A 22248-nucleotide genomic window follows, 5' to 3' on the forward strand; every position below is an offset into this window, starting at 1 on the left:
CCTACGTCACACCGCTCGCGACTGGCGAAGGCCCCTGGCCACCCTCGGCATCACCGGATGAATCCGGACAGACGTCGATCACGCAAGGGACCCTGCCTCACCCCCATGGAGGGCCGCTACAAGGTCGCCTTGCTCGTCGACGGGCGGCCGATCATGGAGGGCTGGTGGGAGGAGCGCGCAACCGCGGACCGGAAGTACCTGGGCTGGATCGGCGCGTATGGCAGCCGGGCCGGCGCACGCGTCACCCTCGTCGACGAGGAGACGGGCGACGTGTTGACGAGCTGGCCGGACGGGCCGTGATCGGCTGCCATCCTGGCCTCATGAACGATCACGATGGCCTGAAGCCTGGCGAGGACGACGGCTTCGAGGACGTTGTCGTGACCGACGAGGATCCCGCCGTCGACGAGCATCGACTGTCCAGTCGAGCCGCAGACGGACCAGACTTCATCTGACCCCCGGCTCGGCTCGGAATCGAGCGGCGGTGCGCTCAGCGGCGTCTCCTCGCAGTCCGGCGCGTGCAGGACGGACTGAGCCGGGCTCCGGCGGCCGCGCAGCTTCTGCAGCCTCACCCCGAAGGCGGCGCTACCCGAGGACCTCACGGACCACCGACTGCGGCGACCGCTGCAAGCGCTCGGTGACGGCCTGGTCGTGGTCGACGCCGTCGACCGGGCCGCACGTGCTCCGGGGCGCGTACCCACACTCGGTATCCCGCGGCCTCCACTGCCGGGGTTGTCATACGGCGACGGCCGACGACAGTGCTTCGTAGCGGTGGGCCATGCGCTCGGAGCTGACCGTGCCGATCAGTCCTTCGGCCTGGTCGAGCAGGTCTCTTGCCCTGTCGGCGTCGCCGCACTTGTGGACGCTGTCGGCCAGGTCGAGAACGGCGTGGAGGTGGTCGCGCTGGTGGTCGGGCGAGGACGCTTCGACGCGCCGGCTCAGGTAGGGCACGGCCTGGGACGGCTTGTCGCAGGCGAGCCAGGCCCGCCCGGTGGCCGCGTCCACGGAGTCTGTCGTCAGCCAGGTCGCCCACCACGGCGGGCGCTCGCTGGGGGAGGCGAGATGGAGCAGTGCTTCGTCGCGGAATCGCAGGACCGCGTCGGGGTCGTGCCGCCGCCCTGCGGCGTAGACGTTGCGTTCGGCGATCACCGCTGCCACTGCGGAGGGCAGTTCCGGTGTGCGGGCGGCGATGTCGAGCAGCGCGACGGCATCGTTGTGGTGGCCCAGCCACGCGGCCTGGTAGGCGGCGGAGGCAACGAGGTTGGACGTCGCGTGGCGGGCGGTCAGGGACGTGCCGGTCTCGCGGGCCAGCCGCATCCCGGTGTGATAGACGCGCTGGGCCTGGGGGTGGCGGCCGGCGTCGAAGAGCATCCATCCGGTCTGCTCGCTCAGCTCGATGTAGGCGGTGTGGAGCCGGTCGACCAGCCGGCCGTGGCCGCGGGCCTGTGTGACGACGCGGGACGTGCTCTGCCAGATGCCCAGGCCCCAGGTGAGATCGCCGCTGGCGCTCCCGGTGGAATCGTCCATCTCCCTCAGATCCCGGACCGCACTCTCGATCGAGCCGACGAGTTTGTCGTTCAGGCGTGTGGCGCCGGGCGTGTCGGCGGCCTGAGCTATCGGGCCGAGCAGGAGGGAGAGCGCGGGCGCGGTGGCTGCCGCTCCTGTGAGCATGAGCAGGTTCCGGCGGTCCATCATGTCTCCTTGGCTGATCTCGTGGAGCAGAGCCTCCAGGGGTGCGTCGCCGGGCGCGTCGAGATGACGGTGACGAGTCCGGGGACGGGGTACGTCCCAGCCGACATCGGAGGCGCTGATGCACCGCCCTGCCTTGGCGGTGAGCACCGCCAAGGCGTCGGCCTGGTTGTCCGGCTGCGGATGCGCAGGGCTCTCGCGCAGCCAGGGATAGGCCGCCTTCAGGTGGAGGGGAGAGCTGCCGCGGCGGGCTCGCCTCTCGTTGATGCGGCTGATGAGCTGCTCCGGCCGCATCCCCAGCTGCTGTAAGAGGGCGGCGAGCACGGTGGCCGGCGGGGCGTCTAACGCTGCTGGCTCCATGGGGCACTCCAAGTCCGGCGGGGTCCTGGCCGGAAGCTACCACCGTGCGGGATACCGGAATCGGGCAGCGCAAACGGGACTTGGTGTACGTACACCGGACGTCGATTCGAGTGTGTCTACACCGAGTTGGTGCATCCACCTCGTACACCGCGGCGGCCCCTGCCGATCACGAGTCCGGCTCGGCTTGGCTGTCTCACCTCGCGGGACTTCGTCGGGGGTGAGTGATGCGAGCGGTGATCTTCGGCGCCTCCGGGCTGCTCGGGCGCAGCGTCTTGAGGGCGTTCGGCGACATGGCCGTGACGGGCACCGGCTTCAGCCGCGCCGACGGGCTGGTCAGGGTCGACGCCACATCGGCCGACGGCATCGAGCGCCTGCTCGGACGGTGCCAGCCGGACGTCGTCGTCAACTGTGTGGGCGAGCGCCGGCCCGAGGTCTGGGACGGTGCCCCGGCGCAGGCTCTCGGCAGGAACGTCGATGCCGCCCGGCTGATCGCCCGGGGCGTTCACCGGTACGGGGCCCGCCTGCTGCACATCTCCAGCGACTACGTGTTCGACGGGACGACGCCGCCCTACCGGCCGAGAAGTCTCCCGAACCCGCTGAACGCCTACGGCCGGTGGAAGCTGCTTGCCGAGCAGGAGGTGCGCGCCGCCTGCCCGGGCGCGGCGATCCTGCGGCTGCCCGTGCTCTACGGGCCCGCGCAGTTCGCCGCCGAGACGAACCTGACCGAGATCGCCCGCCAGGTGGGCGCGGGAGCCCGGGTCGACCTGGACGACGTGTGCGTGCGCTACCCGACGCACGCGGACGAAGCCGCAGAGGTGTGCCGCCGGATCGCCAGGGCCCTCCTGCACGGGCAGTGCCGGGGATCGGTCGTCCACTGGAGCGCGGAGCAGGGCTTCACCAAATACCAGACGGCCCTGCTGATCGCCCGCAGGTTCGGCCTGCCCGCCGATCACCTCCGCGCCGGGGAGGAAGACGCGGCGGCAGGCCGGCGGCCGGTCGACTGCCGTCTCGACTGCCAGGACCTGCCCGCCAGCCTCCGCCCGGTCCGCCGCCGGCTGCTCAGCGCCGAATTCCCGCCCGTGGTGGAGCCCTGGCTGGCTTCCGCCCGACCCGCTTCGAGCTGAAGGGAGAAGACCGTGACGTCCGCTGTGTACGAGGACTTCGCCCGCGCGTACTTGACCGAGGTCGCCGCCGCTGCCCGGCGCATGTTCGCCTGCGGCCCCGAGGCCGTGGGCCTTCTGCGGAAGGCCACCGTTGCCGAAGGCACTCGGGTGCGCGCCTTCGGCAACGGCGGCTCTTCGGCGATCGTCCGCTCAATCCTCCTCCAGATTCACGACCACGCCGGACTGCCGGTGAACGACGCGATGATGAGCCCGGCGGCCATGGCCTACGGCGTCCAGCGCCAGGACTACCGCACGGTCTTCGCCCACTCGCTCGCCCGGGACATCGATCAGGTGGGCCTGGTCGTCGTCGCGAGCGTCAGCGGCAGGTCGGCCAACATCCTCGAGGTCGTCCGGCTCTGCGGAAGCCACCGCGTGCCGGTGCTGGCGGTGGTGGGCGGGGACGGGACCCAGATGGAGCCGGTGGACGGCATGGTCTGGGCAACGGGAACTGCCGACCAGCAGATCAGCGAGGACGCCATGCTGACCGCGCTGACCTGGGCGACAGCCAGCGCGCTCGCCCCGCACGAGGAACCGCCGGCGGCCGGTCAGGAGCGGGCCCTGCACGCCCTGGCCGCCATCGACGTCCCCCTGCTGGCGGGCTTTCTGCGGGAGGCCACCGAGGCCGTAGCCGACGCGATCCGCAGCAGACGCCGCATCTATGTCCTGTGCCCCGACGGCGGCCCCCTCGCCCTCGCCGGCGAGCACTTCGCCCACAACCTCAGCTGGGACGCCCCGCTCGGAGTCGAAGACGTACGGCCTCCGCTCGTGGTCTGCGATCCGTCACTCGCTGACATGAGCGCGATCTACAACGACCACCCCGACCCCGCCCACGGCGCCCGCCACCGGCTGAGCAGCGCCCAACCGCAGGACGTGGTCTTCCTCCTGGCCTACGACTCGGCCGACAGGACGTCCCAGGAAGCCGTCCGCGCCGCGGCCGCGGCGGGCACACGGCTGTTCCTCCTACACCGGGACGGCCCTGCCCTGCCCGGCCCCGGGCAGGCCTTCACCCTGCCGCAGGCCGACGACTTCACCCAGGCGGCCCTGGTGCAGTCTGCCGCCCACCTGTTGTGCCGGACCACCCGCGCCACGCTGGCCGCCGGGCCCTCGCCCGTCGACCTCATGGCGCAGGACCTGGCACCGCTGCGCGAACTCTCCAACGCCCCGCACTCCCTCTGAACGAAAGGTTCCCGGCATGTCCGCACGTGAGATCCACACCGAGATCGTCCGCCCCGCCCGAAGCGAGATCGCTGCCCTGTCCCGGCTCCCGGTCGCCTCGATCGTCGACGCCCTCGGCAAGACCGGCTCGCTCTCGTACTGCCTGAAGTTACAGACCCCCGGCCTCATCCTGTGCGGCAGCGCCGTCACGGCCCTCGGCCCGGACGTGACCGTGCGCCGCGCGGCGATCGACCTCGCACAGCCTGGCGACATCGTCGTCGTGGCGGCCGGCGGCGGCAAGGAACGCTCCTGCTTCGGGGGCGTCACCGCCGCGCACATGCACAGCCGGGGCATCACCGGCGTCCTGGTCGACGGCATGGTCCGCGACGTCGCCGAGCTGCGCCGCATCGCATTCCCGACGGTCGCCCGCGGCACCACCCCCCTCAACTACGACTACCCCGTCGGCCGCCAGGACGGCGCGGTCAACGTCCCCGTTGACGTCGACGGCGTCCGCATCACCCCGGGGGACGTCGTCGTCGCCGACGACGACGGCACTGTCGTCGTCCCCCGCGACCGGGTGACAGCCGTCATCGCCACCACCCAGGCCGCCCAGGCCGCCGAAGCCGAGAAGTGGTGGGGCCGCCGCGGCCAGAGCCTCGGTGCCGTCCGGCAGCTCACCGACTCCGGCTACATGATCATCTGAGGAGACAGCCGTGGCCGACCACGTCCAGCTCGCCGACACCTTCGAGCGGTTCGCTTCCCAGCAGGCCGCAGGCAGGTCCCCGCTGTACGAGACTCTCTCCCGCACCATCGCCCGTACCCCCGAACTGCTCGACCTCGCGGCCGCCACCCAGCCGGGACAGCCCGCCCCCAACATGCTGCTCGGGGCCGTCCACCACATCCTGCGCCGCGGCGTCCGGCACCCGTTGGCCACCTACTTCACCGGCCACGAGACACATCCCCCGTCTTGCGTCGATGCCCTGCTCACCGACTTCTGCCGACAACACGCCCGGCAGATCAGGCGGATCATCACCAACCGCTCGGTCCAGACCAACGAAGTGGGCCGCTGCGCCGTCCTCGTCCCCGCCTTCGCCGCACTCCAGCAGCAGCTCGACGACGGCCGCCCGGTCAGGATCGTGGACGTGGGCGCCAGCGCCGGGCTGAACCTGCTCTGGGACCGCTACACCTACGACTACGGCGCACACCGGCTCACCCTGCCCGCCAGCGATCCGGACACGGTCCTCACCTGCGAGATCAAGGGCGGGACCCCGCCTCTGTCCCCGGACGTCACACGGTTCGCCCCGCCGGTCGGAATTGAGCCCAGCCCGGTGGACGTCACCGACCCCGAGGCCACCGAGTGGCTGGTCAGCCTCACCTGGCCGGAACAGACGAAGCGGATGCGCACCCTGAACAGTGCCCTGGCCCTGGCCGCGCGCACCCCGCCGACGATCCTGGCCGGCCGCGCCCAGGACCATCTTGCCGACGTCGTCGCCCAGACGCCGCCCGGCGAACATCTGTGCCTCGTCTTCTCGTGGTCGATCTACCAGATCTTCGGCTCTCCCGGCGGCCGGGAACGCCTCGCCAACACCCTCACCGAACTGAGCCGCAACCGCCCGCTCCACGAGATCTCCATCGGCCACTTCGGCCACGACACACCCCGCATGATCATGGCCAGCTACGACGGGGGCACGAGCCGCTCCGACGTCGTAGCCCACTGCGACGTCTACGGCACCTGGCTCGACTGGCTCGCCGGACCGACCGGCCGGCCAAGCACCTGACAGGGGCGGACAACCACCATGACGCACACGATCACCAGGGCGGTCGTGGCAGCCGCCGGGGCCGGGACCAAGATGGCCCCAATCACCCGCATCACCCCCAAAGAGATGCTGCCCCTCGCCCGGACGCCGATCCTGGAACACCTCGTCCACGAACTGCGCGCCGCCGGGATCTGCGACGTCCTCTTCGTCATCTCCTCACGCAAGAGCCAGATCCCCGCCTACTTCGGCACCGGCACGGCGTACCAGATGGCCTTCTCCTACCGGGTCCAGGACGACGGCGCCGGCCCCGGGGCACCCGTCCTCGAGGCTGAAGCCTGGACACAGCAACAGCCGTTCGTCCTCGCCTTCGGAGACAACCTGATCCGCCCAGCTGCCGGAGGCGAGACGCCGCTCGGGCGCCTCACCTCCGGCTTTGCGGCGGACTGCTCCGTCCTGACACAGCTGTTCCCCGCAGACAGCATCCCTGCGCACGAGACCCTCCTGGGCGCGGCAGCCCCGCCCCGGACAGGCCCCGGCCCCTACACCGTCGACTTCGACAGCGGCCTCCTGGACCACGCCGGTGCGGCCTGGGTACACGCCTGTGCCGCCCGCTGGGTCCTCGGGCCGTTCGTCTTCGAGGCCCTGCGCGCATGCCCGTCCCGCCCCAGCGGCGAGCTCTACCTCATCGACGCGGTGCGGCACTGGATCAGCACTGGCAACGAGCTCAGGGCCGTTCCCCTCCTGCCGGGCGAACTCCGGTTCAACTGCGACAACTGGGAGACCTACCACGATGCCGTCGCCGCCCTCCGAGCCTGAACACCTCACTCCAGACCGCCGGGCTGACCCCCGCGAAGCAACCGCCCTCCACACAGGCACCCGGATCGTGCTAGACAGCCCGTTCCAGCAGCCCGGCACGCAGGTCACCGTGCTCCTGCCCGACCAGCCGGTGCGCAGGATCGTGCTCGCCCTGCCCGTGGAGAAGGGAGACGGGAGGAAGTACGGCCACAGCCTCACCGAGATCGCACGGCTTCCCGCACAGCTGCGCGACGCGACCGCCTTCGTGGCGCCGACCTTCAGGGAGTCACCCTGGCTGGTTAACCACGCCACCCAGGCCGACCGCCGACAGGAGGACCACCTTGTCCGCGTGGTCGTGCCAACCGTCCTCGCCGCCCTCGGCACCCAGGCCCGGCCGCCGGTTCACCTGCTGGGGTTCAGCAAGGGAGGCTTCGCTGCCCTCAACCTGCTGACACGGCATCCCCACGGTTTCGCCGCCGCCAGCGTCTGGGACGCCTCGCTGCTCAGCGACCGTCCACCCCACCCCCAGCTGGTGGACGTAGCCGGCAGCACCGCGCGCCTCGATGAGTACGACGTACGACAGAACCTGCGCCGCCATACGCAGGCCCTGGGCACCGCCCGCCGCATCGCGCTCGGAGGCATCGGCACGCTGGAGGCCGACTGGATCGCCGGCCACCAGCTCCTGGAAACGCTGCGCATCCCCCACCACGCCTACCGCAACGCCCCGGCAGACCATCGGTGGGACACCGCATGGCTCGCCCCGGCCATGCGGCACCTGCTCGACCTCGAAGCCGGCCTCCACCACGGGCAGGACCACCCGCAGGCGTGAAGCCCGGACGCGGCGTCAGTCCTTCAGCAGCCCGTCGCGCACCGGGATCCAGTCCAGGGCGGAGCGGATGCTCTCCTCCAAAGACAGCTTCGGCGTCCAGCCCAGGAGCGTCGCGGCCCGGTCGCTGGCGGTGTACCCGCCGGCGACGTCGCCGGGCCGCGGATCGGTGTCGAGTGTCGCCAGGGGCGTGGGCACGACGTTGTTGAACGCCGCGCACAGCTCCCGGACGGTGGTGCCGGACCCGGTGCCCAGGTTGATCGCCATCGACGGCTTCGATCCGGTGAGGATGGAGTCGAAGCCGTCGACCGCCGCGATGTGGGCCGCGGCGAGATCCCAGACGTGCACGTAGTCACGGATACCGGTCCCGTCGCGGGTCGGGTAGTTCACCCCGGTGACCGGGAACGCTGTGCCCTCCTGATGGGCCTGGATCAGCTTGCCCAGGGCGTGGCTGGGCCTCTTAAGCTGCAGACCGGTGCGCAGCAGGGGGTCGGAGCCCACCGGGTTGAAGTAGCGCAGGGACAGCACCCGCATCTTCCCGGCCGCGGCGATGTCGGCGAACATCTCCTCGCACACCGCCTTCGTTCGCGCGTAGGGGCTCTGCGGCGCCAGCAGCGTTTCCTCGGTGACGGGGGAGCCGTCCTCGGCCCGGTAGATGGAGGCCGAACTGCTGAAGATGAGGCGGTCGCAGCCGTTGCGGTGCAGGTGGCCTACGAACGCCAGGCTCTTGGCGACGTTCGCCTCGTAGTAGCCGATCGGGTCCGCCACCGACTCCGGCACCACGATCAGCGCCGCGCAGTGCACCACGGAGGAGATGTCCGGCTGCTCCGAGAAGATCCGGTCGATCAGAGCGCCGTCCGCGATGTCGCCCTCGTAGAAGATCCGCTCCTTGGTGAACTCCCTGCGGCCCCTTACGAGGTTGTCCAGGATCACCGGGGTGATCCCCGCGTCCAGACAGGCGGAAGCGACGGTGCTTCCGATGTACCCGGCTCCACCCGCGATCAGGACAGACACGATGATCCTCTTCCCGGCCTCATTCCAAAACCCAATATGCAACCAGCAGCAAGGCTAGCGGCGTTCCAGTCCGTCAAGTGCGGAGGCCGCGTCTGCCGCGCTGGAACCAGAGAAGTTCACAGCGACCAAGGCGAGGACTACGGAGGACACACGGTGACAGCCGGGGACCGCTCCCGGCCGCCGCCGACGCGGGCGAGCGCGTCGCCGTACGGCAGCAGTACATGGAGCGGGCTATCCCCGAGTTCGTGGACATCCCTGTTCCGGCCGTCTCCTGCTGGACAACAGCCCATGCGGATGTGCACTGGGCGAACCTCACCTCGCCGCTGCGCCTACTGGACTGGGAGGCGTGGGGGCGAGCTCCGGAGGGGTTCGACGCCGCCACTCTCTACGCCTACTCGCTGCTCCAGACCGTGAGCCGCGGGGACAACCTCGCCCTCGCCGACCCGCTCCGGGCTTGGTCCGAGGAACTGCGCCGCCGTTGAGCGGCTGCACGGGCAGCCGCGGCACCCCTCTGGTTCGAAGACGCCTCGGACCCTGATCTCGGATACTTCGTCATCGAGGTGCAAGCACTGCCCGAATCCAAACGCTGGGCCCTGGTCGTCAGGACCTTGTCCGAGGACGAGCTGGTCGACGAGGCCGGCGGACAGGTCAAGGAGTGCTTTGACTTTGGTGAGGGGCAGGATCTTCCGGAGTTCGAGTACGGCCTCCTCAAGGGGAAGTCCGTCGATGCCCTGGATTTCAGGTCAAAGCGGGGATACAAACTCGTCATGACTGTGCGGAGCGGCGTCTTCCGCACAGCCGTGGTGTCAGAGTCCGGTGGGGCGGTGCCTGACCCGGGCACCGTTGGATGAACTACCTGACTCAAGGAGTTCGCTCGTGAGAAAGAAAGCCGTCACACTTCTCGCAACCGCCGTCATCGCCACCCTGACGCTCGGCAGCCAGGCCAGCGCGGCCCCCTCGGACGACGCTCCAGCGGCTACCGCCGGTACGGCAGCGGCGCAGTCCATTTTGGCAAACCAGACACGCTATGCGCCGTTCACTCTGAGCCGGGGCCAGTCGCTCAGCTCCAACACGGCGCGGCTGACCATGCAGACCGACGGCAACCTCGTCATCTACGACGAGTTCAACCGAGCCCGCTGGGCCTCGAACACCGTCAACCGGGGCTGGTCGGCGACCCTCCAGGGTGACGGCAATTTCGTCGTCTACACGGCCTCCGGTACGGCGGTATGGGCCTCCAACACGGCCGGGCATCCGGGCTCTCGCCTGGTCGTCCAGGACGACGGAAACGTGGTTGTATACGACGGCAGTCAGGCCGTCTGGGCCTCGGGCACAAGACACTGAACCAGTGTCGCCTGCGTCCGTCGACTTCTGGCAAGCTGGCTCAGCCCTGTTGAGGTCGCTGTGGTGAAGGAGTGCGGATCGTCCACGGCGTGATCGGTAGCTGGTAGGAATCAAATTCGGGTGGCGACGGACCTCCGCCTTCGGCACCGAGTTCGCCGCGCGCTGGCGGATCTGCTGTGAACCCAGTCCAGCAGATCTGCCAGTCACGGAACATCACAGATCACCGGATATGGAACAGCTTCTCACTTTGTTCCTTAACATCGACCGTCACGCAGAGCGACGAGTGTCTCGGGGCGTTTGACGGTCTTGCTCACGGCGTAGCGGGTGGTGGGGTGTCGGTTCTTGACGCCGGGTGGTCGTCCTGGCCCCGGCCTGGTGGGTTTGGGCGCGCGGGCCGGACTGCCCAGGTGGGGGCGGATGTTCCTGAACCCGCGCCGGACGCGGGTTGGGGTAAGTGCGGTGCCGGGGCGTGTGGTCTTCTCCCAGGGTTTGCGCTGGTCGGCTGCCAGCGGCAGCGCGAGGCGGAGTTGGGTGTGGGCGGCGATGATCAGCCAGGTCCATCGGTCCGCCGCCTGCGAGTCGCGCAGGCGGGGCGGGTCCAGCCGAGTGACTGCTTGAACAGGCGGAATGTGTGCTCCAGGTCGAATCTTCGTAGGTAGCACGACCAGACGAAGTCGACGTCGGCCTCGGTGGCGCCGGTCGCGGAGGACCACAGCCAGACCGGCGGAGCATCGCGGTCGCCGGGAAGGTGGTCGACCTTGAGTCGGATCAACGTGCCCTCGACCAGGGGGAGTTCGCCGTCCAGGTCGATCCAGGCCGAGCGGTGGGTGAGTCTGGGGTGGACCCGGTCCCACGCGCGGCCTCGGCCCTGCCCTAGCGGTGTGTGTCGTTCACGGTCACCACCGCCGGCTCCGGCCAGGTCGCCGGCTTCGCCAGGCGGAGCTCCGGTCCGTGTTTCGGCGGGCGGCCGCCCTTGGGGTCGTAGACGCGCGGCGGCTTCGGCAGCCTGAGCACGCGGTCCGAACGCAGACGTCCGACGAGCTCGATGGGCAGGTCGCGCAGCACCCAGGCCAGGCGCATCACGTTATAGCCCGCGTCCGTCACGACCAGGATGTCCCGGTCGTCGCGCTGCCACTGGCCGGCCGCGATCAGCCGATCGACCACGGCCCGCAGCTGATCGGCTGTGACGGCCGCGGCGTCGTCGACAGGCCCCAGCCGGACCACGTCCAGGACCTGCGTCCACGACGTGCGGTCCGGGGTGAGCGCGGCGACGAACGAGTACGGCCAGCCCGGCACCACGTGGTCCGATGAGCGGCCGTTGCGGCCATGAACCAGGCAGAACAACCGCTCCGGCGAGCAGGCGGCGTCCGAGTCGGCTGCGGGCCACCCCTATGGATCACAGTCGGGGGCGCGCACCCACACTTGGTACTCCGCCGCCTCCACACCGCCGTCCTCGCGGTTTTGGAACGACGGCACACCCGCCAGATAGATCCAGCCCGTCTTTGTCTGCCGCCGCTTCCAAAACCGTGCGACGACCTCCTGCTCGGGAGTGCCCAGCACCGGATCAGCGGGCAGCACGACGCGGATCGGCACCGGCTCGGGCCCGGCAGCATCATCGGAAGGCGTCGTCACAGGCCTCGCGGTAAGCGGCGGTCCGGCTGCCACGAAGCCGACGGCCTCGTCTGGGGACGCCAGGGCGCGGACGGGCGGGCCCGGCCTCCAGATCGGGCCAGGCCCGTTCCCGCATGTGGTTACGAGTGCCTGGGGGCGCCGCATCCCGATCGCGCGGCGACGGCCTCGGGGGAGCCCCTTGCGCGGCAGGTCGGTCTTCTTCATGGTGCGCCGTAGGGGCTTCGCCCTGGTCGTGCAGGGGTCGGAGGCGGTTCGCCGTCCGTGTCGCGGGCGTTGTCAGTGGCGTGGTCTACGGTCCTCGTGTCCCGGCACGGGACTGTTGTGCTCTCGCCTGGCCTTAGGGCTGGCCAGGCGAGAGCGGCATGGCCCGCTTCCCCCCTTTGACGGGTTGGCACGGGGGCGGGCCCTTCCGGATGGAAGGCCGACACCAACGGCGTCTGTTCTATTGACGTCTCTTCGACGTGCAATTGCAAGGAAATCCGGGAACTTCCACCCGTCCGCGCGCCTGCTTGCGTTTTTGAACGGCGTGGTTCCGCGAGGGGTCCGGATGGGGGTCGGTGATCGTCATTGTTCCGTGATTCCTTGATCACGTGGCGTCACAACTTCCTTTCTGGCCATGCTGGGTCACCTCCCCGGGCACGGCGGTTTGGCACCCGTCTGTCCGGGGGTGCGCGGCGGTCCTTTTCGGATGGGGCCGCCGCATCCCTGAGGCCGACCTTCCGACAGCGGAGGAACTTGTATGAAGACCCGTCAGATAGTCGTCATCGTGGTCACGGCAACGGTGTTCGCCTGGAGCGTGGTGCTGGTCGCCGCTGGCCAGACGGCCGCCGCGGTGGCCGCGCTCGCTCCGGCCCTCGCCCTGACCGTGCAGCAGATCGTGCACGCCTCCCGTTCCCACACCGCGCCCGGCACCGGCAACCGCGTGGACGCGGCCACGGACAAGGAGGACGACGCCCCGTGATCACTCCTGCCGAGCCGCCGGTACCACCCGGCAGACCGTTCATCGTCCGGCCGGGCCGCAAGCTCGGACCGATCGCCTCGTCCGTCGGCAGCGCCCACCGGGCCTGGCTGGACCCGATGCGCGAGAGCTACCTCGCCAGCGGCCTGACCCTGAGCGATCTCAGCATGCGCGTACGGTTCGCCAAGTCCAAGCTCTCCGAACTGCTGCGCGGTGTCGGTCTCTACCCCCGCTGGGAGATTGTCTTCTTACTGGCCACCGAGCTGGGCATGCCGAACTGGCCCCTATACCGGCTGTGGTGCCAGGCCGCGCTCGAAGCCCACAGGAGCAGCGAGTGGGTCGACGACTGCACCGAACGAACCCCCATCCTGACCGCCACTCACACGCCCCCGCCCTTGGATCACCACGCGTTCCGCGAACTCGTGGAACTGGACTACCTTCTCTACGCCCAGGTCTTCCTCGACGACGACCGGCGCGACGCCGCCGTGTCCAACACCTTCGACATCCTCTGGCTGTCCTGGGACGACGCCCTGGCCAGCCGGGACACCCGCCGCTACGCCTGGAAGGCCCTGCGCGCCACGGTCATGGCCGGCACCCCGCACCGGGACGGACGGCCCGAGCTGGGCATGGCTGCCTTCGACACCGCCGCCCTTCAGTCCCTCGCCGATCCGGCCGACCATATGGACCAGATCGCCGAGAGCCTGAAGCTGTTCGCGGCCATGAGCCGCCTGCCCGGCAGCCAGCTCGATGTCATGGTGCTGCGCTGGCTGTTGAAACGCCCGCCCGAGACCGTCTCCGCCCTCCTAGGCGTGCCGCTGGCCGCCGTCCGCTCCGACGAGCGTCACGCCACCCGCTTCCTGGAGAGCGTCCTGTGTCCGCCGCCCCTGACCGAAGGGAACACCCCGTGACCGGCATCGAACAACTCCTCTCCAGAGCCGCGCTCGTCCGCGAGCGCACCCTGCCGCGCGACATCGTCCGCCCAACCGCCCCATCGTCCGCGCCCGATGCCGACCATCCCGGTCCCAGCTCCCCGGGCGGCAGCCGCCACGCGGCGGCTGAAGACCTGCGTGCCCTGTGCGAAACCCTCGTCTCGCACACCCCACCGGGCACCGTGGCGAAGTTCGTCACCGACCAAGTCCCCGAACCTCGTGCCGCCCTGGTCCTCGCGTGTGTCCTGCAGCTGACCGACACGGACGAAGGCGCCCGCTTCTGGTGGCAGTACGCCGCCGGCGCCGGACAAGCCGCCGCCGCCTACTGCCTCTACCTCCACCACCTGGCGCTGGGGGAGGGGGACACCGCCGACTTCTGGCACCGGCAGACCGACGACGTCCAGCCCCCACCCCAACCCCCCGCCGTCGACGACGGCGGCACCTGGCACCCGGCAGAACACCGCATCACCAGCACGACCACCACCCACTTCATGCGGGTCCTTGGCCACCTCGCCAAGCAGACCGTCCGCTCCCGGCCCGCCGGAGTCAGCAAACTCATGGCCTACATCCCCACGGCCGTCACGGCCGGCTACCTCCGTGAGCCCGACACCGAGCTCCCGCTGCCCGGCCACGAGTTCGCCCGCCGCATCAACAGCCTCCTCGCCGCGGCCGACCATCCCTCCATCTGGGGACGCCGCCCCAGCCGCCCCGCCCCCGGCCCGTACACATCCCCGGACACCAGAGCGGTCGACCGTGAGCACAGGCAGACGACCCCCGAGCAGATGGGCACCGCGAAACGCTGAACATCAAGAGGGCACCTCGGATGGACACACCGCGAGCCCCGGAGAAGAAGCCGCCCCTGGGCCCGGCATCTCAAGTCTCTTCGCTCGCGCTCGGACTGCCGGACTACTCGATTTCAGGTCGCCAGGGCGTCTCGCAAGGGAGTGTCATGGATCAGTTCGGCGTGCGGCCGCTCTTGGGCTCTGCCCCAGCGGATGCCAGGGATGTGGTGTCCAGGTTGCTTTTGGTGCTGTGGTGGCCTCGATAGTGAAAGAAGCGGCGCCAGGAGAAACGACCTCGCGTCTCAGCGGGGCGTTCGGGCGCCGCGTCAGGCCGGGGCGGAAGGAATCGCGGCGGCGCAACGGCCGGCGCCTCACGGGTTGCAGCTGTAGAAGCGGCCGCCTGCTGGGTTTCCGGTTCGGTGTGGGTTTCGTCTGTCGGTGTGGGCAGGTGTAGTTGCTGGGGCGGGCGGTGGTGGGTGGCGTGGTGCTGGGCGTGGTTGCGGGCGAGGTGGCGGCGGTGGCGTTCGCGTCCTTGTTCGGCTTGGGCGAGGCGGGTCATGACCTGGAACGCGGGTGTGAGGCGCAGGCCGGCTGGGCGGCCGAGGCTGGAGAGCGCTATGGGGACCAGGCCCCACCAGTGGGCTTCGTTTGCTGGGCGTGGGTGGGAGATACGCCAGTCCTGGCGCCAGGACGCCATGTCGCCGCTCCAGTCTTCCCCGTCCCGGGCGGCGTGTTGGTGTGTGTGACCGCCGTAGGGAATGAGCAGGGTGTGGCCGGCGAGCCAGCACACGGTGCCGCCGGAGGCGTTGATATGCCGCTGGGCGGGGGTGGGCTGCACTTTGTGATGGGTGGCGCTTTGACCGTGCGGGCGTACGGAGAGGCTGCCGGCACTGCTGTAGTGGACGGGGTCTTCACGGTCGAAGATCCACCAGTGCTGCGTACCGGCGCCGTGCCGCGCCCGCACGGCTTTGAGCCGCTGGTCGGCGAGGGAGGGGGAGAGCAGCCGCCGGGGGCGTTCGATGACGGCCGTCTGGCTCCCGCGCTGCACGATCACGGCGGGGGGCAGCTGCCAGTACTGCCCGGCCAGCGCGGAGTCGATCCTCAGCCAGGCGCTGACCTGGGGCAGGGCGGATAGCTCGTCGCGCAGGTCGAGGACACGCGTGAGGTCGGCCTGGACGTCTGCCTGCAGCTGCGCCGGGGCGCTGCAGTGGTCGGATCCGGGCCGGCTTGCGTCGTGACGGAAGCGCGGCGTGAACCGGGAGCCGGCGCTGGCGGGACCGGTGAGTATCAGCGGTGCACCGCAGGCGCAGCACCGGTAGCGGCCGCCGGCCCGGCCGCGCGGCAGGCTGTGCGGGATCTGCGGGTCATGGCGCAGGTCGACGATGCGCCCGCCGGCCGACCGGTCGATGGCGAGTTCGCTCATGCGGGGCAGGGCGGTGCGGTGCCGACCGGTCCGGGGGAGGGGCAGTGCCACAGGAGCTGCGGGTCCGGAAAGGGCACGCGGGCGGGAGAGGGAGGAGCGGGCGGCGGCGGGGCGGGGCATGGACGACTCCAGGCGAGGGGTGTGGGGACGAGGCGGGGTGGGACTGTTCACAGCCTTGCTCCGCGGCCGTTGTCCGACACGTTGTCCTCGCCTTTGGCCTGGTGAAGTCCGGACAGGGCGCAGTCGGACCGGACGGTCCGCCCGCAGGCAGAGCGTGCCGATCAGGACAGTGGTGTCCAGAAGGAGGCCGGTTGCCGCCCTGCCGTCCCCGACGCGATCTTCGTACGCTGGTCGCCAATGAACAGCGCACCATCGGCGCGCTGTTGCCGTGGGCAAGGGGGGCTATGGCGGAGAAGAAAAAGGCTGGCCGGGGATGGGGCGATCTGCAGGCCGACACCGCCGAGGGGCAGGCGCTGGCGAACTATCTGCGCCAGTTGCTGGACCGTTCCGGCAAGCAGCTCAGAGACCTGGAGCCGGCTGTCGGCTACGGCCGCAGCCGAATCTCGGATTTCTTCAGCGGCAAAACGCTCCCACCGCAGCAGTTCATCCTCAAGGCTGTCGACGCGCTCTCCCCACGCCTGGAACGGGAAGTACGCCGCCGTGAGGCGGTCGCGCTCTGGCAGCAGGCGAAAAACCCGGCGCCGCCGTCCAGCCACCTGCCTGCCCCGCGGCCCGCCGAGGAGGCCGCGGCAGCCGCGCTTGCCGACGTCGCCGCGACCGCCCAGGACCAGGCCGCCCACGCCCAGGAACAACTCACCCGAGCCCACGAGCGCAACGACCGCCTCACCCAGGAACGCAACCGCGCTCAGCAGATGGTCACCGCCCTCAGCATGCTCACCGTCAGCCTGCAGGAGCGCGTCACCGGCCTTAAAACCCATACGGGCCACCAGACCCAGCAGGAACTTGCCCAGCTGACCTACCAACTGGACACCGCGCAGCAGGATCTGCAACGCGCCCGCACCAGCCGTGAGGAAGCCGAACAGCTCACCCGCCGCCTGCGCCGGCGCAGTGACGAACTCGAGGAACAGCTCGCCCGCCTGCGGGCCACCGCACCCGCCCCACGCCAAGACCCCACACTCCTGCCGCCCATGCCCGAAGACCTGCAAGAAGCCTTTTTCCGCGCCGACTTCGACCAGATGCTCGACACCGTCCACGGCTTCCTCGACGAGGGCCAGGCCCTACGCGACGAAGCCCGCGACGAATGGGACCTGACCCCACCACGCCGCACCGCCACCCAGATTATCCAGCGCTGGCAGACCGCCACCCATCTCCTGGGGCGCGCCCTGGGCTGCCTGCTGCTCATGACCACCGCCGTCGCCCAGCTAGCCGTCACCGACGCCGGCGCGCCCGGATGGGCCGCCCCCCTGACCCTGCTCGGGATGGGCGCACTGTTCCTGATCGCCGATCCGTGGGAGCCGGCACGACGGCTGTGGCCCGTGCTGCGCAGCCTGGTGAGGGGTGAGCCACCCACCCGGCAGATCCGCTTCACCGCGCAGAGCCTGGCTGGCCGCCTGGTGCGCTGCCTGACCGGCCTGCTGGCCGCTGCGGCGGCCGTCTTCAGCCTGTTCACGGCCACCCGGTGGAGTGCCTGGTGGCTGCTGGCACTGCTGCCGGCTGCCGCCGCGCTGGCCGCCTACACCGTCGTGGGCAAGGACCGCCGCGTCCTGCCGATGCTGCAGGACGCCATCGGCAGCCTCGCCGCCGACCTGAAAGCCCCCCGCAGCCCGAGGGCCGCCACCGCACCACGCCCGCTGGTCGTGCTCACCGACTCGGCGTGGCTCGATGCACGGCGCCGGGAAGTCGCCGACGCCATGACCGGGCAATGGCGCCAGGCACCGCTGTGGCTCAAGACCGCGGTAGGCGTCCCGGTCCTGCTGGTGGTGATGTCGGCGACCGGAGCACTCCTGAGCGCGCTCTCCGGCCGCGCTACGCGAGCCTGGGATGGCAGCGGACTGACCGCTGCCATTGATCAGCCGGTCCGCGTCTATCTCGACGCCCACACCGCGGGCCTGCCCGTCACCGCTGCCACGGTTCACCTGGTCTGGGTCGCCTCCGGCGCAGGGCTGCTGGCCGTCTCGTACCTCACCGGGACCTTCGGAGCACGGTTCACCTGGGTTCTGTGGGGCGCCGCCACCGCCGTCATGGTGTGGTCAGCAACCGCCGGCCCCGCGCGGCAGGTGGCCGCCGGACTTGCCGTCATCGGCTGGGGCATCGCCTCAATCGTTGCCCTGCGCGGTCTCACCCTCCGCCCGCAGCTGAGCCACAACGTCACCGTGAACAACAACAGCGGTCAACCCCTGGAATAGCCGCTCTGCGCCAGGAGCGTTTAGACGGGCCCCAGCGGGCGTGCCGGGCTCAGATCTGGGGGTGAGGGGTCCGGCTGATGGCCGGGCCCCCACTGCTGCGCTGCCGGCCTCCGCGCTGTGTAGGGGTCTGCCGTGTGGCAGCTTGTGCTGGGAATCATGAACGATCGTCGCTGCCAGTCAAGGATTGGCCATCTCTCTCCCGCGTCAGCTGGCCTCTGCTCCTGAGTTGCCTGGTTGAGGTACCTCGCCGTCGGCACGCTCACCGCGCGAGCGCTGCTTCTTGCGCGAACTCCTCGCTCTCCGCCGCGCTGTCCGGTCGCGAAGCCCTCCTTTCCGGGGGATCGGCTCTGTCGGTGAGTGGGCTCTGGCACTGATCTTGGGGAGCGGTCGCGGAGAGTGACGGTATCGTTCGATTGCAAGGGATGGTCACGGCCCTGGGCCCGTCACCGTGTACCTCGACCACCACGGGCGTGAGCCCTGTCCGACCTGGCGCATACGCTGTCGCGACGGGACTGAGATCGTGAAGGTGGAGGCGGCATGTCATTGACGTGGCTGGAGACGGAGGGCGGCCCGTTCATCGTGGTTCCACGCACCGCGCTGCCGCACTGGTCGGGAACGGAGGGCGACTACGACCGGGCTTGCGAGGTGATGGATCTCGTTGGAGTCCTCGCACTGCCTGACGGAGCTGAGGCGCTGGTCCTTGGGGACGAACCTCTCTCCACCGCCTACCTTCCTGAGTGTCGAGTCCTCGTCCGCTGGTGCTACGCGCAGAGCGAGGATGGTGTCGCCGACTTCATCCGGGCCGGGCTTCCCACCGCCGAGTGGGAGGAAGGACCTTCACTGAGCACCACTGGCGAGCTCGTGATGTTCGATGCCGCCTACTTCGGCACCGAGGCCGGGACATTCACAGACAGCGCCGCTGTCGAACTCGCCGCTGGCCGCTACCGGGTTGACTCGGCAAGCATCGAACCCGACCAGCTGACGTCCTTTCGCGTCCACCGATTTGTCGAGCTGGCCTGACCCGACGTTGTAAAGATCCCGGGGCGTCGCTGCTGAGGGTCACTGAAGCAGGATCATCTTGCGTAGGAGTTCGAATCCGGCTCGCCCGTAGAGCTGCATGCCCGGCCACCACTCGGTCGGGTGAAGACTCCGGGTCACCGGATCGTTCCCTGACATCCGGGCGTAGTGGCGTACATGGACCCGATCAACGAGGTGCACGTCAGCAGGCCGGGCCTGGTCGTCGTCGACGTCGCGACTGCCGACGACGCCACCGCACTCGCCTTCCAGCGGCTGCTCGCCGACCGGTGGGCGACATCGACAGCGGAGCGTGCGACGCACGACGTCGGCCAGCCCGGCGTACGGCTGCGCTGCTACCTGGACCTGCGTCAGCCGATCACCCCGAGCACCGAGCGGGCCGACGCCGTGCCGGAGATCAGCGCAGCCGCCCCACGGTGACGACCGCGTGCCGGGTCGTGCCCGCCACAACCTCCACGACGACGTCGCCCCCGGCGGGCGCGTAGGCGTCGCCGGTCTTCGTGAACGCGCGTCCCGGCTGGGGGAGAAGGCGCGGGGCGATGACGGAGACGAGCGCCGTGGTCAGCCGCTGGGACAGCGCGACGCGTCCGTCGGGCAGCCGTATGGCGAGCGCTTTCGGATGCCGGGCCGTGCCGGTGAAGCCGACCACAGTGGCGTTGACCGTGTCCGCGTGCCTGGTCTTTGATCAGACCCGGACCGGCTTGTAGCCGGCCGCAGCGGCTTCGCCACGAGCCCCTCCCCGCCCGTCCCTTCGAGCGTCGCGTACCAGAGCAGGGCCTCGTCCCGATCGGTGGTCGACCACACCGTCTCCAGCGGCGGGCCGACGCCGGCGAGCACGTCCAGGAGGACCTGGCGGCGCTCCACGTACGGACGCGGGCGCAGGTCAGGGAAGCCCGCCGCAGGATGGGTCAGGATGTCGAACGCCACGTACGTCGCCGGGTATTGGTCGGCGAGCTCCCTTGCGCTGCGGGGGCGGGACTGCGTTGCGGCGAAGCTGATGTGCATGGTGCCGTCGTCGGCGGCGAGGTACACCACGGCCTCGCCGTTTATGCGGGCTACCGCGCCTGTCTCATCGCGGCCCTTCTTCGAGGCGGTGTGCAAGGTGGAGGAGATCTGCCAGGTGCAGCACGCGCCCGTTGAATCCTGGGAGGGGGATATGGAGCAGCTGGGTCCAGTGGGCGGGGACTGCATCCAGCCCGTAGTACGCCCCCGCGAGGCCGCCGGTCACCGCGGCGACGGTGTCCGTGTCACCGCCGAGGTCGATCGCCGCGCGTATCGCGTTCTCGAAGCTGGCGGTGGTGCGTAGGGCCCAGACGGCGGAGCCCAGGCAGGGCCAGACGGCGCCGTTGAACTCGGTCGCCTGATCGGGGTGCCAGTCGGGTGCGAGGACTGTGGCGTAACGGCCGCGGTGCTCAGGGTGGACCAGCGCCAGGATGTCCGGGAGCGCGGTGAGGGGGTCGGTGTCCTCGAACGTGACGCGGATGAGTTCGTGGAAGATCGCGGTGCCTTCCCAGGCCGCGCGATCGCCGTGGGTGAGGGCAGCGATACGGCGGGCTGCGTCCATGGTGGCTTCTTGGCCGACGGCCGCAAAGTGGACCGCGGAGGTCGATGCCCGCATCAAGGAGCCGTTTCCGGCAGCTCGTTGGTTGACCTGGAAATGTATTGCGGCGGCGAGGTCCCACGGCATGCCGTTGGTCAGGACGTCTTCGGTCTGCAGGCCGATGTCCTTGGGGTCTGAAGCCGCCCACCGCTGGAAGCGGGCGAAGATGTCCGGCAGATCCAGTCCGCCCCGCTCCAGCAGCGACTCAGCGACCAGGACGGCCATCTGCGTGTCGTCAGTGGCCTCGCCGGGGTCCCAGCCACCGCCTCCGCACATCTCGCCACCGGCACCGGGCACGGGAAACCGCGCGGAGAACGCTCCCTGGGGACCGAACTCGAAGGGGCCGCCCAGCGCGTCACCCACCGCTGAGCCGACGACCGCGCCAGCGGCCCGTTGAGTCCGCTTCATTCGCGCAGGCTATCTGTGGCGTGCCGACGGCCGCACGTTCCTTTTTTCCTTCTTCGGCTCCCCGAACCATCGGCGGCGAACGCGTCTCGGTTCTGAGGGTGCGTCGCCTGAGACACCTTGGGTCTGAGACACCCGTTCGCACGGGGGAACGCGTCAACGTGGTGGGCCTGCTCAGGGGGCCGCCCCCAGCTGGCCCACCACACCTTCGTCCTCACGATCGCTCCGTACTGCTTGTGGATCACGTACCGGCATGAGGCCGGCGCCTTGAAGCACACCCGGGAGGCCGCCGCCGTGGCGGGTAGGGGCGGACGCCAACCCGCGGTTCAGAGTTGCTGACGTAACCACCAGAAGACCAGTCCCACGGTGCCTGTACCGACTGCGTAGAAGACGCCGCGCAGGGCGCTGACAAGGAATTCGCTTCGGCGACGGCGGATCCACGCGACGGTGCGGAGGAGCGGGCTGGGCCGCTTTGAACGGGTTCGGGGCATGACAGGTTCGCTCATCGAGATGCTCTCTCGTATAGATGGATTTCCGGCGCGAGACGGTCGGCAGGCACAGGTCCTCGCGTGCCCGTGCCGCGCGCCCGCCGTCGAGACACGCTGCTCAGACGCGGCGTATCTTGAGTAGCCGCTGTGGCCTGTCAGGCGCCGCTATTGGTCGGGGCGGGCGGACGACGCACGCTGTAGTCGTCCGTCTCGCTGTCGCGGTGATCTGGTCGGCAGGGCTGATGTCCGCTGCTCGCGAGGCTCTGGACGGCGGCTTGCTCACGGTGACGACGGGTCGTGCCCTGTGCCGCCCGCCAGCTGTCGTCTGGCGCTGAGGGGCCAGATCTGCGTTGCCCACCGCGTCGGGTCCTGACGGGGTCGCGGAGGAGTAGGACGTCCAGGTTGAAAGGCCGCCGCAGACGACGCCGCAGCGCGACTTTGAGGTTCCCCCGAGATGCGGAGTGTGTTGACAGAGGGTCAGATGGTTCTCATGAGAGGAACATCGACCATGGCCGCCCCCAGAAAGTACTCGC

At 69.9% G+C, this 22248-nt stretch carries 24 protein-coding genes and 1 pseudogene; 17 read left to right on the plus strand and 8 right to left on the minus strand.

Features of this window, described 5'->3' with window-relative positions:
* The first annotated feature begins 105 nt into the window (after positions 1–105).
* Together ACIBAF_RS46560 and ACIBAF_RS46565 are read left to right on the plus strand one after the other, a co-directional pair.
* Positions 106–300 carry a hypothetical protein gene (locus ACIBAF_RS46560; RefSeq protein WP_399472444.1) on the plus strand — a complete coding sequence of 65 codons (195 nt, stop codon included), beginning with the start codon at positions 106–108 and terminating at the stop codon, positions 298–300.
* A gap of 20 nt (positions 301–320) precedes the next feature.
* Entirely contained in the window at positions 321–452 is a 132-nt protein-coding gene (locus ACIBAF_RS46565; RefSeq protein ID WP_399472446.1) for a hypothetical protein, read from the plus strand.
* A 280-nt stretch (positions 453–732) separates the two neighbouring features.
* Here the strand turns inward: ACIBAF_RS46565 and ACIBAF_RS46570 are convergent, their stop codons facing one another.
* Entirely contained in the window at positions 733–2046 is a 1314-nt protein-coding gene (locus ACIBAF_RS46570; protein ID WP_399472448.1) for an XRE family transcriptional regulator, read from the minus strand.
* A 224-nt stretch (positions 2047–2270) separates the two neighbouring features.
* Here ACIBAF_RS46570 and ACIBAF_RS46575 point away from each other — a divergent pair, with 224 nt between their 5' ends.
* The 6 genes from ACIBAF_RS46575 to ACIBAF_RS46600 all read left to right on the plus strand — a co-directional run bounded on the left by ACIBAF_RS46575 (position 2271) and on the right by ACIBAF_RS46600 (position 7745).
* Positions 2271–3170 (plus strand): dTDP-4-dehydrorhamnose reductase family protein, encoded by a 900-nt coding sequence (locus ACIBAF_RS46575; RefSeq protein WP_399472450.1) that lies wholly within the window; start codon positions 2271–2273, stop codon positions 3168–3170.
* Between the two features lie 12 nt (positions 3171–3182).
* Entirely contained in the window at positions 3183–4385 is a 1203-nt protein-coding gene (locus tag ACIBAF_RS46580; protein WP_399472452.1) for an SIS domain-containing protein, read from the plus strand.
* A 16-nt stretch (positions 4386–4401) separates the two neighbouring features.
* A complete protein-coding gene (locus tag ACIBAF_RS46585) occupies positions 4402–5067 on the plus strand; it encodes an RraA family protein (RefSeq protein WP_399472454.1) in 666 nt (221 codons plus the stop codon).
* A 10-nt stretch (positions 5068–5077) separates the two neighbouring features.
* Positions 5078–6142 (plus strand): DUF2332 domain-containing protein, encoded by a 1065-nt coding sequence (locus ACIBAF_RS46590; RefSeq protein ID WP_399472456.1) that lies wholly within the window; start codon positions 5078–5080, stop codon positions 6140–6142.
* An 18-nt stretch (positions 6143–6160) separates the two neighbouring features.
* Positions 6161–6937 carry a sugar phosphate nucleotidyltransferase gene (locus ACIBAF_RS46595; protein WP_399472458.1) on the plus strand — a complete coding sequence of 259 codons (777 nt, stop codon included), beginning with the start codon at positions 6161–6163 and terminating at the stop codon, positions 6935–6937.
* Positions 6938–7004: 67 nt separating this feature from the next.
* On the plus strand, positions 7005–7745 hold the full coding sequence (locus ACIBAF_RS46600) for a hypothetical protein (protein ID WP_399472460.1): 741 nt from the start codon (positions 7005–7007) through the stop codon (positions 7743–7745).
* 15 nt (positions 7746–7760) lie between these two features.
* On the opposite strand, the gene galE is transcribed toward ACIBAF_RS46600, so the two are convergent.
* On the minus strand, positions 7761–8756 hold the full coding sequence (gene galE, locus ACIBAF_RS46605) for a UDP-glucose 4-epimerase GalE (RefSeq protein WP_399472462.1): 996 nt from the start codon (positions 8754–8756) through the stop codon (positions 7761–7763).
* 221 nt (positions 8757–8977) lie between these two features.
* On the opposite strand from galE, the gene ACIBAF_RS46610 reads away from it, so the two are divergent.
* From ACIBAF_RS46610 to ACIBAF_RS46620, 3 genes are all read left to right on the plus strand, one after another.
* Positions 8978–9238: a hypothetical protein gene (locus tag ACIBAF_RS46610; RefSeq protein WP_399472464.1), complete on the plus strand. Its 261-nt coding sequence runs from the start codon at positions 8978–8980 to the stop codon at positions 9236–9238.
* Between the two features lie 126 nt (positions 9239–9364).
* Positions 9365–9607 (plus strand): hypothetical protein, encoded by a 243-nt coding sequence (locus tag ACIBAF_RS46615; RefSeq protein WP_399472466.1) that lies wholly within the window; start codon positions 9365–9367, stop codon positions 9605–9607.
* Between the two features lie 25 nt (positions 9608–9632).
* Positions 9633–10097 carry a hypothetical protein gene (locus ACIBAF_RS46620; protein WP_399472468.1) on the plus strand — a complete coding sequence of 155 codons (465 nt, stop codon included), beginning with the start codon at positions 9633–9635 and terminating at the stop codon, positions 10095–10097.
* 254 nt (positions 10098–10351) lie between these two features.
* Here ACIBAF_RS46620 and ACIBAF_RS46625 read toward each other — a convergent pair.
* Positions 10352–11465 (minus strand): annotated as a pseudogene (locus tag ACIBAF_RS46625) (transposase); the annotation flags it as partial.
* A 21-nt stretch (positions 11466–11486) separates the two neighbouring features.
* Positions 11487–11729 carry a hypothetical protein gene (locus ACIBAF_RS46630; RefSeq protein WP_399472470.1) on the minus strand — a complete coding sequence of 81 codons (243 nt, stop codon included), beginning with the start codon at positions 11727–11729 and terminating at the stop codon, positions 11487–11489.
* A 739-nt stretch (positions 11730–12468) separates the two neighbouring features.
* On the opposite strand from ACIBAF_RS46630, the gene ACIBAF_RS46635 reads away from it, so the two are divergent.
* From ACIBAF_RS46635 to ACIBAF_RS46645, 3 genes are read left to right on the plus strand one after another with little or no spacing between them, the layout of a single operon-like run.
* A complete protein-coding gene (locus tag ACIBAF_RS46635) occupies positions 12469–12690 on the plus strand; it encodes a hypothetical protein (RefSeq protein WP_399472472.1) in 222 nt (73 codons plus the stop codon).
* Positions 12687–13595, plus strand: coding sequence for a sigma-70 family RNA polymerase sigma factor (locus ACIBAF_RS46640; RefSeq protein WP_399472474.1), 909 nt, complete (start codon positions 12687–12689; stop codon positions 13593–13595). The genes ACIBAF_RS46635 and ACIBAF_RS46640 overlap by 4 nt, the downstream gene beginning before the upstream one ends.
* Positions 13592–14419 (plus strand): hypothetical protein, encoded by an 828-nt coding sequence (locus tag ACIBAF_RS46645; RefSeq protein ID WP_399472476.1) that lies wholly within the window; start codon positions 13592–13594, stop codon positions 14417–14419. Before ACIBAF_RS46640 ends, ACIBAF_RS46645 begins: the two co-directional genes overlap by 4 nt.
* 151 nt (positions 14420–14570) lie before the next feature.
* On the opposite strand, the gene ACIBAF_RS46650 is transcribed toward ACIBAF_RS46645, so the two are convergent.
* Positions 14571–15941 carry a hypothetical protein gene (locus ACIBAF_RS46650; protein WP_399472478.1) on the minus strand — a complete coding sequence of 457 codons (1371 nt, stop codon included), beginning with the start codon at positions 15939–15941 and terminating at the stop codon, positions 14571–14573.
* 284 nt (positions 15942–16225) lie between these two features.
* Between ACIBAF_RS46650 and ACIBAF_RS46655 the strand changes: the two genes are divergently transcribed.
* The 3 genes from ACIBAF_RS46655 (at position 16226) to ACIBAF_RS46665 (ending at position 19642) form a co-directional block, all read left to right on the plus strand.
* A complete protein-coding gene (locus tag ACIBAF_RS46655) occupies positions 16226–18187 on the plus strand; it encodes a hypothetical protein (RefSeq protein ID WP_399472480.1) in 1962 nt (653 codons plus the stop codon).
* A gap of 543 nt (positions 18188–18730) precedes the next feature.
* Complete coding sequence (locus tag ACIBAF_RS46660) at positions 18731–19207, plus strand: Imm21 family immunity protein (protein ID WP_399472482.1); 477 nt, start codon at positions 18731–18733, stop codon at positions 19205–19207.
* A gap of 174 nt (positions 19208–19381) precedes the next feature.
* Positions 19382–19642, plus strand: coding sequence for a DUF6207 family protein (locus ACIBAF_RS46665; protein ID WP_399472484.1), 261 nt, complete (start codon positions 19382–19384; stop codon positions 19640–19642).
* Here the strand turns inward: ACIBAF_RS46665 and ACIBAF_RS46670 are convergent.
* The 3 genes from ACIBAF_RS46670 to ACIBAF_RS46680 are packed head-to-tail and all read right to left on the minus strand — an operon-like array spanning position 19620 to position 21230.
* On the minus strand, positions 19620–19871 hold the full coding sequence (locus ACIBAF_RS46670; RefSeq protein WP_399472490.1) for a hypothetical protein: 252 nt from the start codon (positions 19869–19871) through the stop codon (positions 19620–19622). The two genes, ACIBAF_RS46665 and ACIBAF_RS46670, sit on opposite strands and share 23 nt — an antisense overlap.
* Positions 19784–20323, minus strand: coding sequence for a hypothetical protein (locus tag ACIBAF_RS46675; protein ID WP_399472486.1), 540 nt, complete (start codon positions 20321–20323; stop codon positions 19784–19786). The genes ACIBAF_RS46670 and ACIBAF_RS46675 overlap by 88 nt, the downstream gene beginning before the upstream one ends.
* Complete coding sequence (locus ACIBAF_RS46680) at positions 20292–21230, minus strand: ADP-ribosylglycohydrolase family protein (protein ID WP_399472488.1); 939 nt, start codon at positions 21228–21230, stop codon at positions 20292–20294. Before ACIBAF_RS46680 ends, ACIBAF_RS46675 begins: the two co-directional genes overlap by 32 nt.
* Positions 21231–22248 lie beyond the last annotated feature (1018 nt).

It is taken from the genome of Streptomyces sp. NPDC051677 (genome assembly GCF_044453465.1).
Lineage (GTDB): Bacteria > Actinomycetota > Actinomycetes > Streptomycetales > Streptomycetaceae > Streptomyces.

What these genes read in the sequence shown, in the direction of transcription:
- ACIBAF_RS46560 (WP_399472444.1), top strand. Translation starts at nt 106, where the DNA reads ATGGAGGGCCGCTACAAGGTCGCCTTGCTCGTCGACGGGCGGCCGATC.
- ACIBAF_RS46565 (WP_399472446.1), top strand. Translation starts at nt 321, where the DNA reads ATGAACGATCACGATGGCCTGAAGCCTGGCGAGGACGACGGCTTCGAG.
- ACIBAF_RS46570 (WP_399472448.1), bottom strand. Translation starts at nt 2,046, where the DNA reads ATGGAGCCAGCAGCGTTAGACGCCCCGCCGGCCACCGTGCTCGCCGCC.
- ACIBAF_RS46575 (WP_399472450.1), top strand. Translation starts at nt 2,271, where the DNA reads ATGCGAGCGGTGATCTTCGGCGCCTCCGGGCTGCTCGGGCGCAGCGTC.
- ACIBAF_RS46585 (WP_399472454.1), top strand. Translation starts at nt 4,402, where the DNA reads ATGTCCGCACGTGAGATCCACACCGAGATCGTCCGCCCCGCCCGAAGC.
- ACIBAF_RS46595 (WP_399472458.1), top strand. Translation starts at nt 6,161, where the DNA reads ATGACGCACACGATCACCAGGGCGGTCGTGGCAGCCGCCGGGGCCGGG.
- ACIBAF_RS46610 (WP_399472464.1), top strand. Translation starts at nt 8,978, where the DNA reads ATGGAGCGGGCTATCCCCGAGTTCGTGGACATCCCTGTTCCGGCCGTC.
- ACIBAF_RS46635 (WP_399472472.1), top strand. Translation starts at nt 12,469, where the DNA reads ATGAAGACCCGTCAGATAGTCGTCATCGTGGTCACGGCAACGGTGTTC.
- ACIBAF_RS46650 (WP_399472478.1), bottom strand. Translation starts at nt 15,941, where the DNA reads ATGCCCCGCCCCGCCGCCGCCCGCTCCTCCCTCTCCCGCCCGCGTGCC.
- ACIBAF_RS46655 (WP_399472480.1), top strand. Translation starts at nt 16,226, where the DNA reads ATGGCGGAGAAGAAAAAGGCTGGCCGGGGATGGGGCGATCTGCAGGCC.
- ACIBAF_RS46665 (WP_399472484.1), top strand. Translation starts at nt 19,382, where the DNA reads ATGGACCCGATCAACGAGGTGCACGTCAGCAGGCCGGGCCTGGTCGTC.
- ACIBAF_RS46680 (WP_399472488.1), bottom strand. Translation starts at nt 21,230, where the DNA reads ATGAAGCGGACTCAACGGGCCGCTGGCGCGGTCGTCGGCTCAGCGGTG.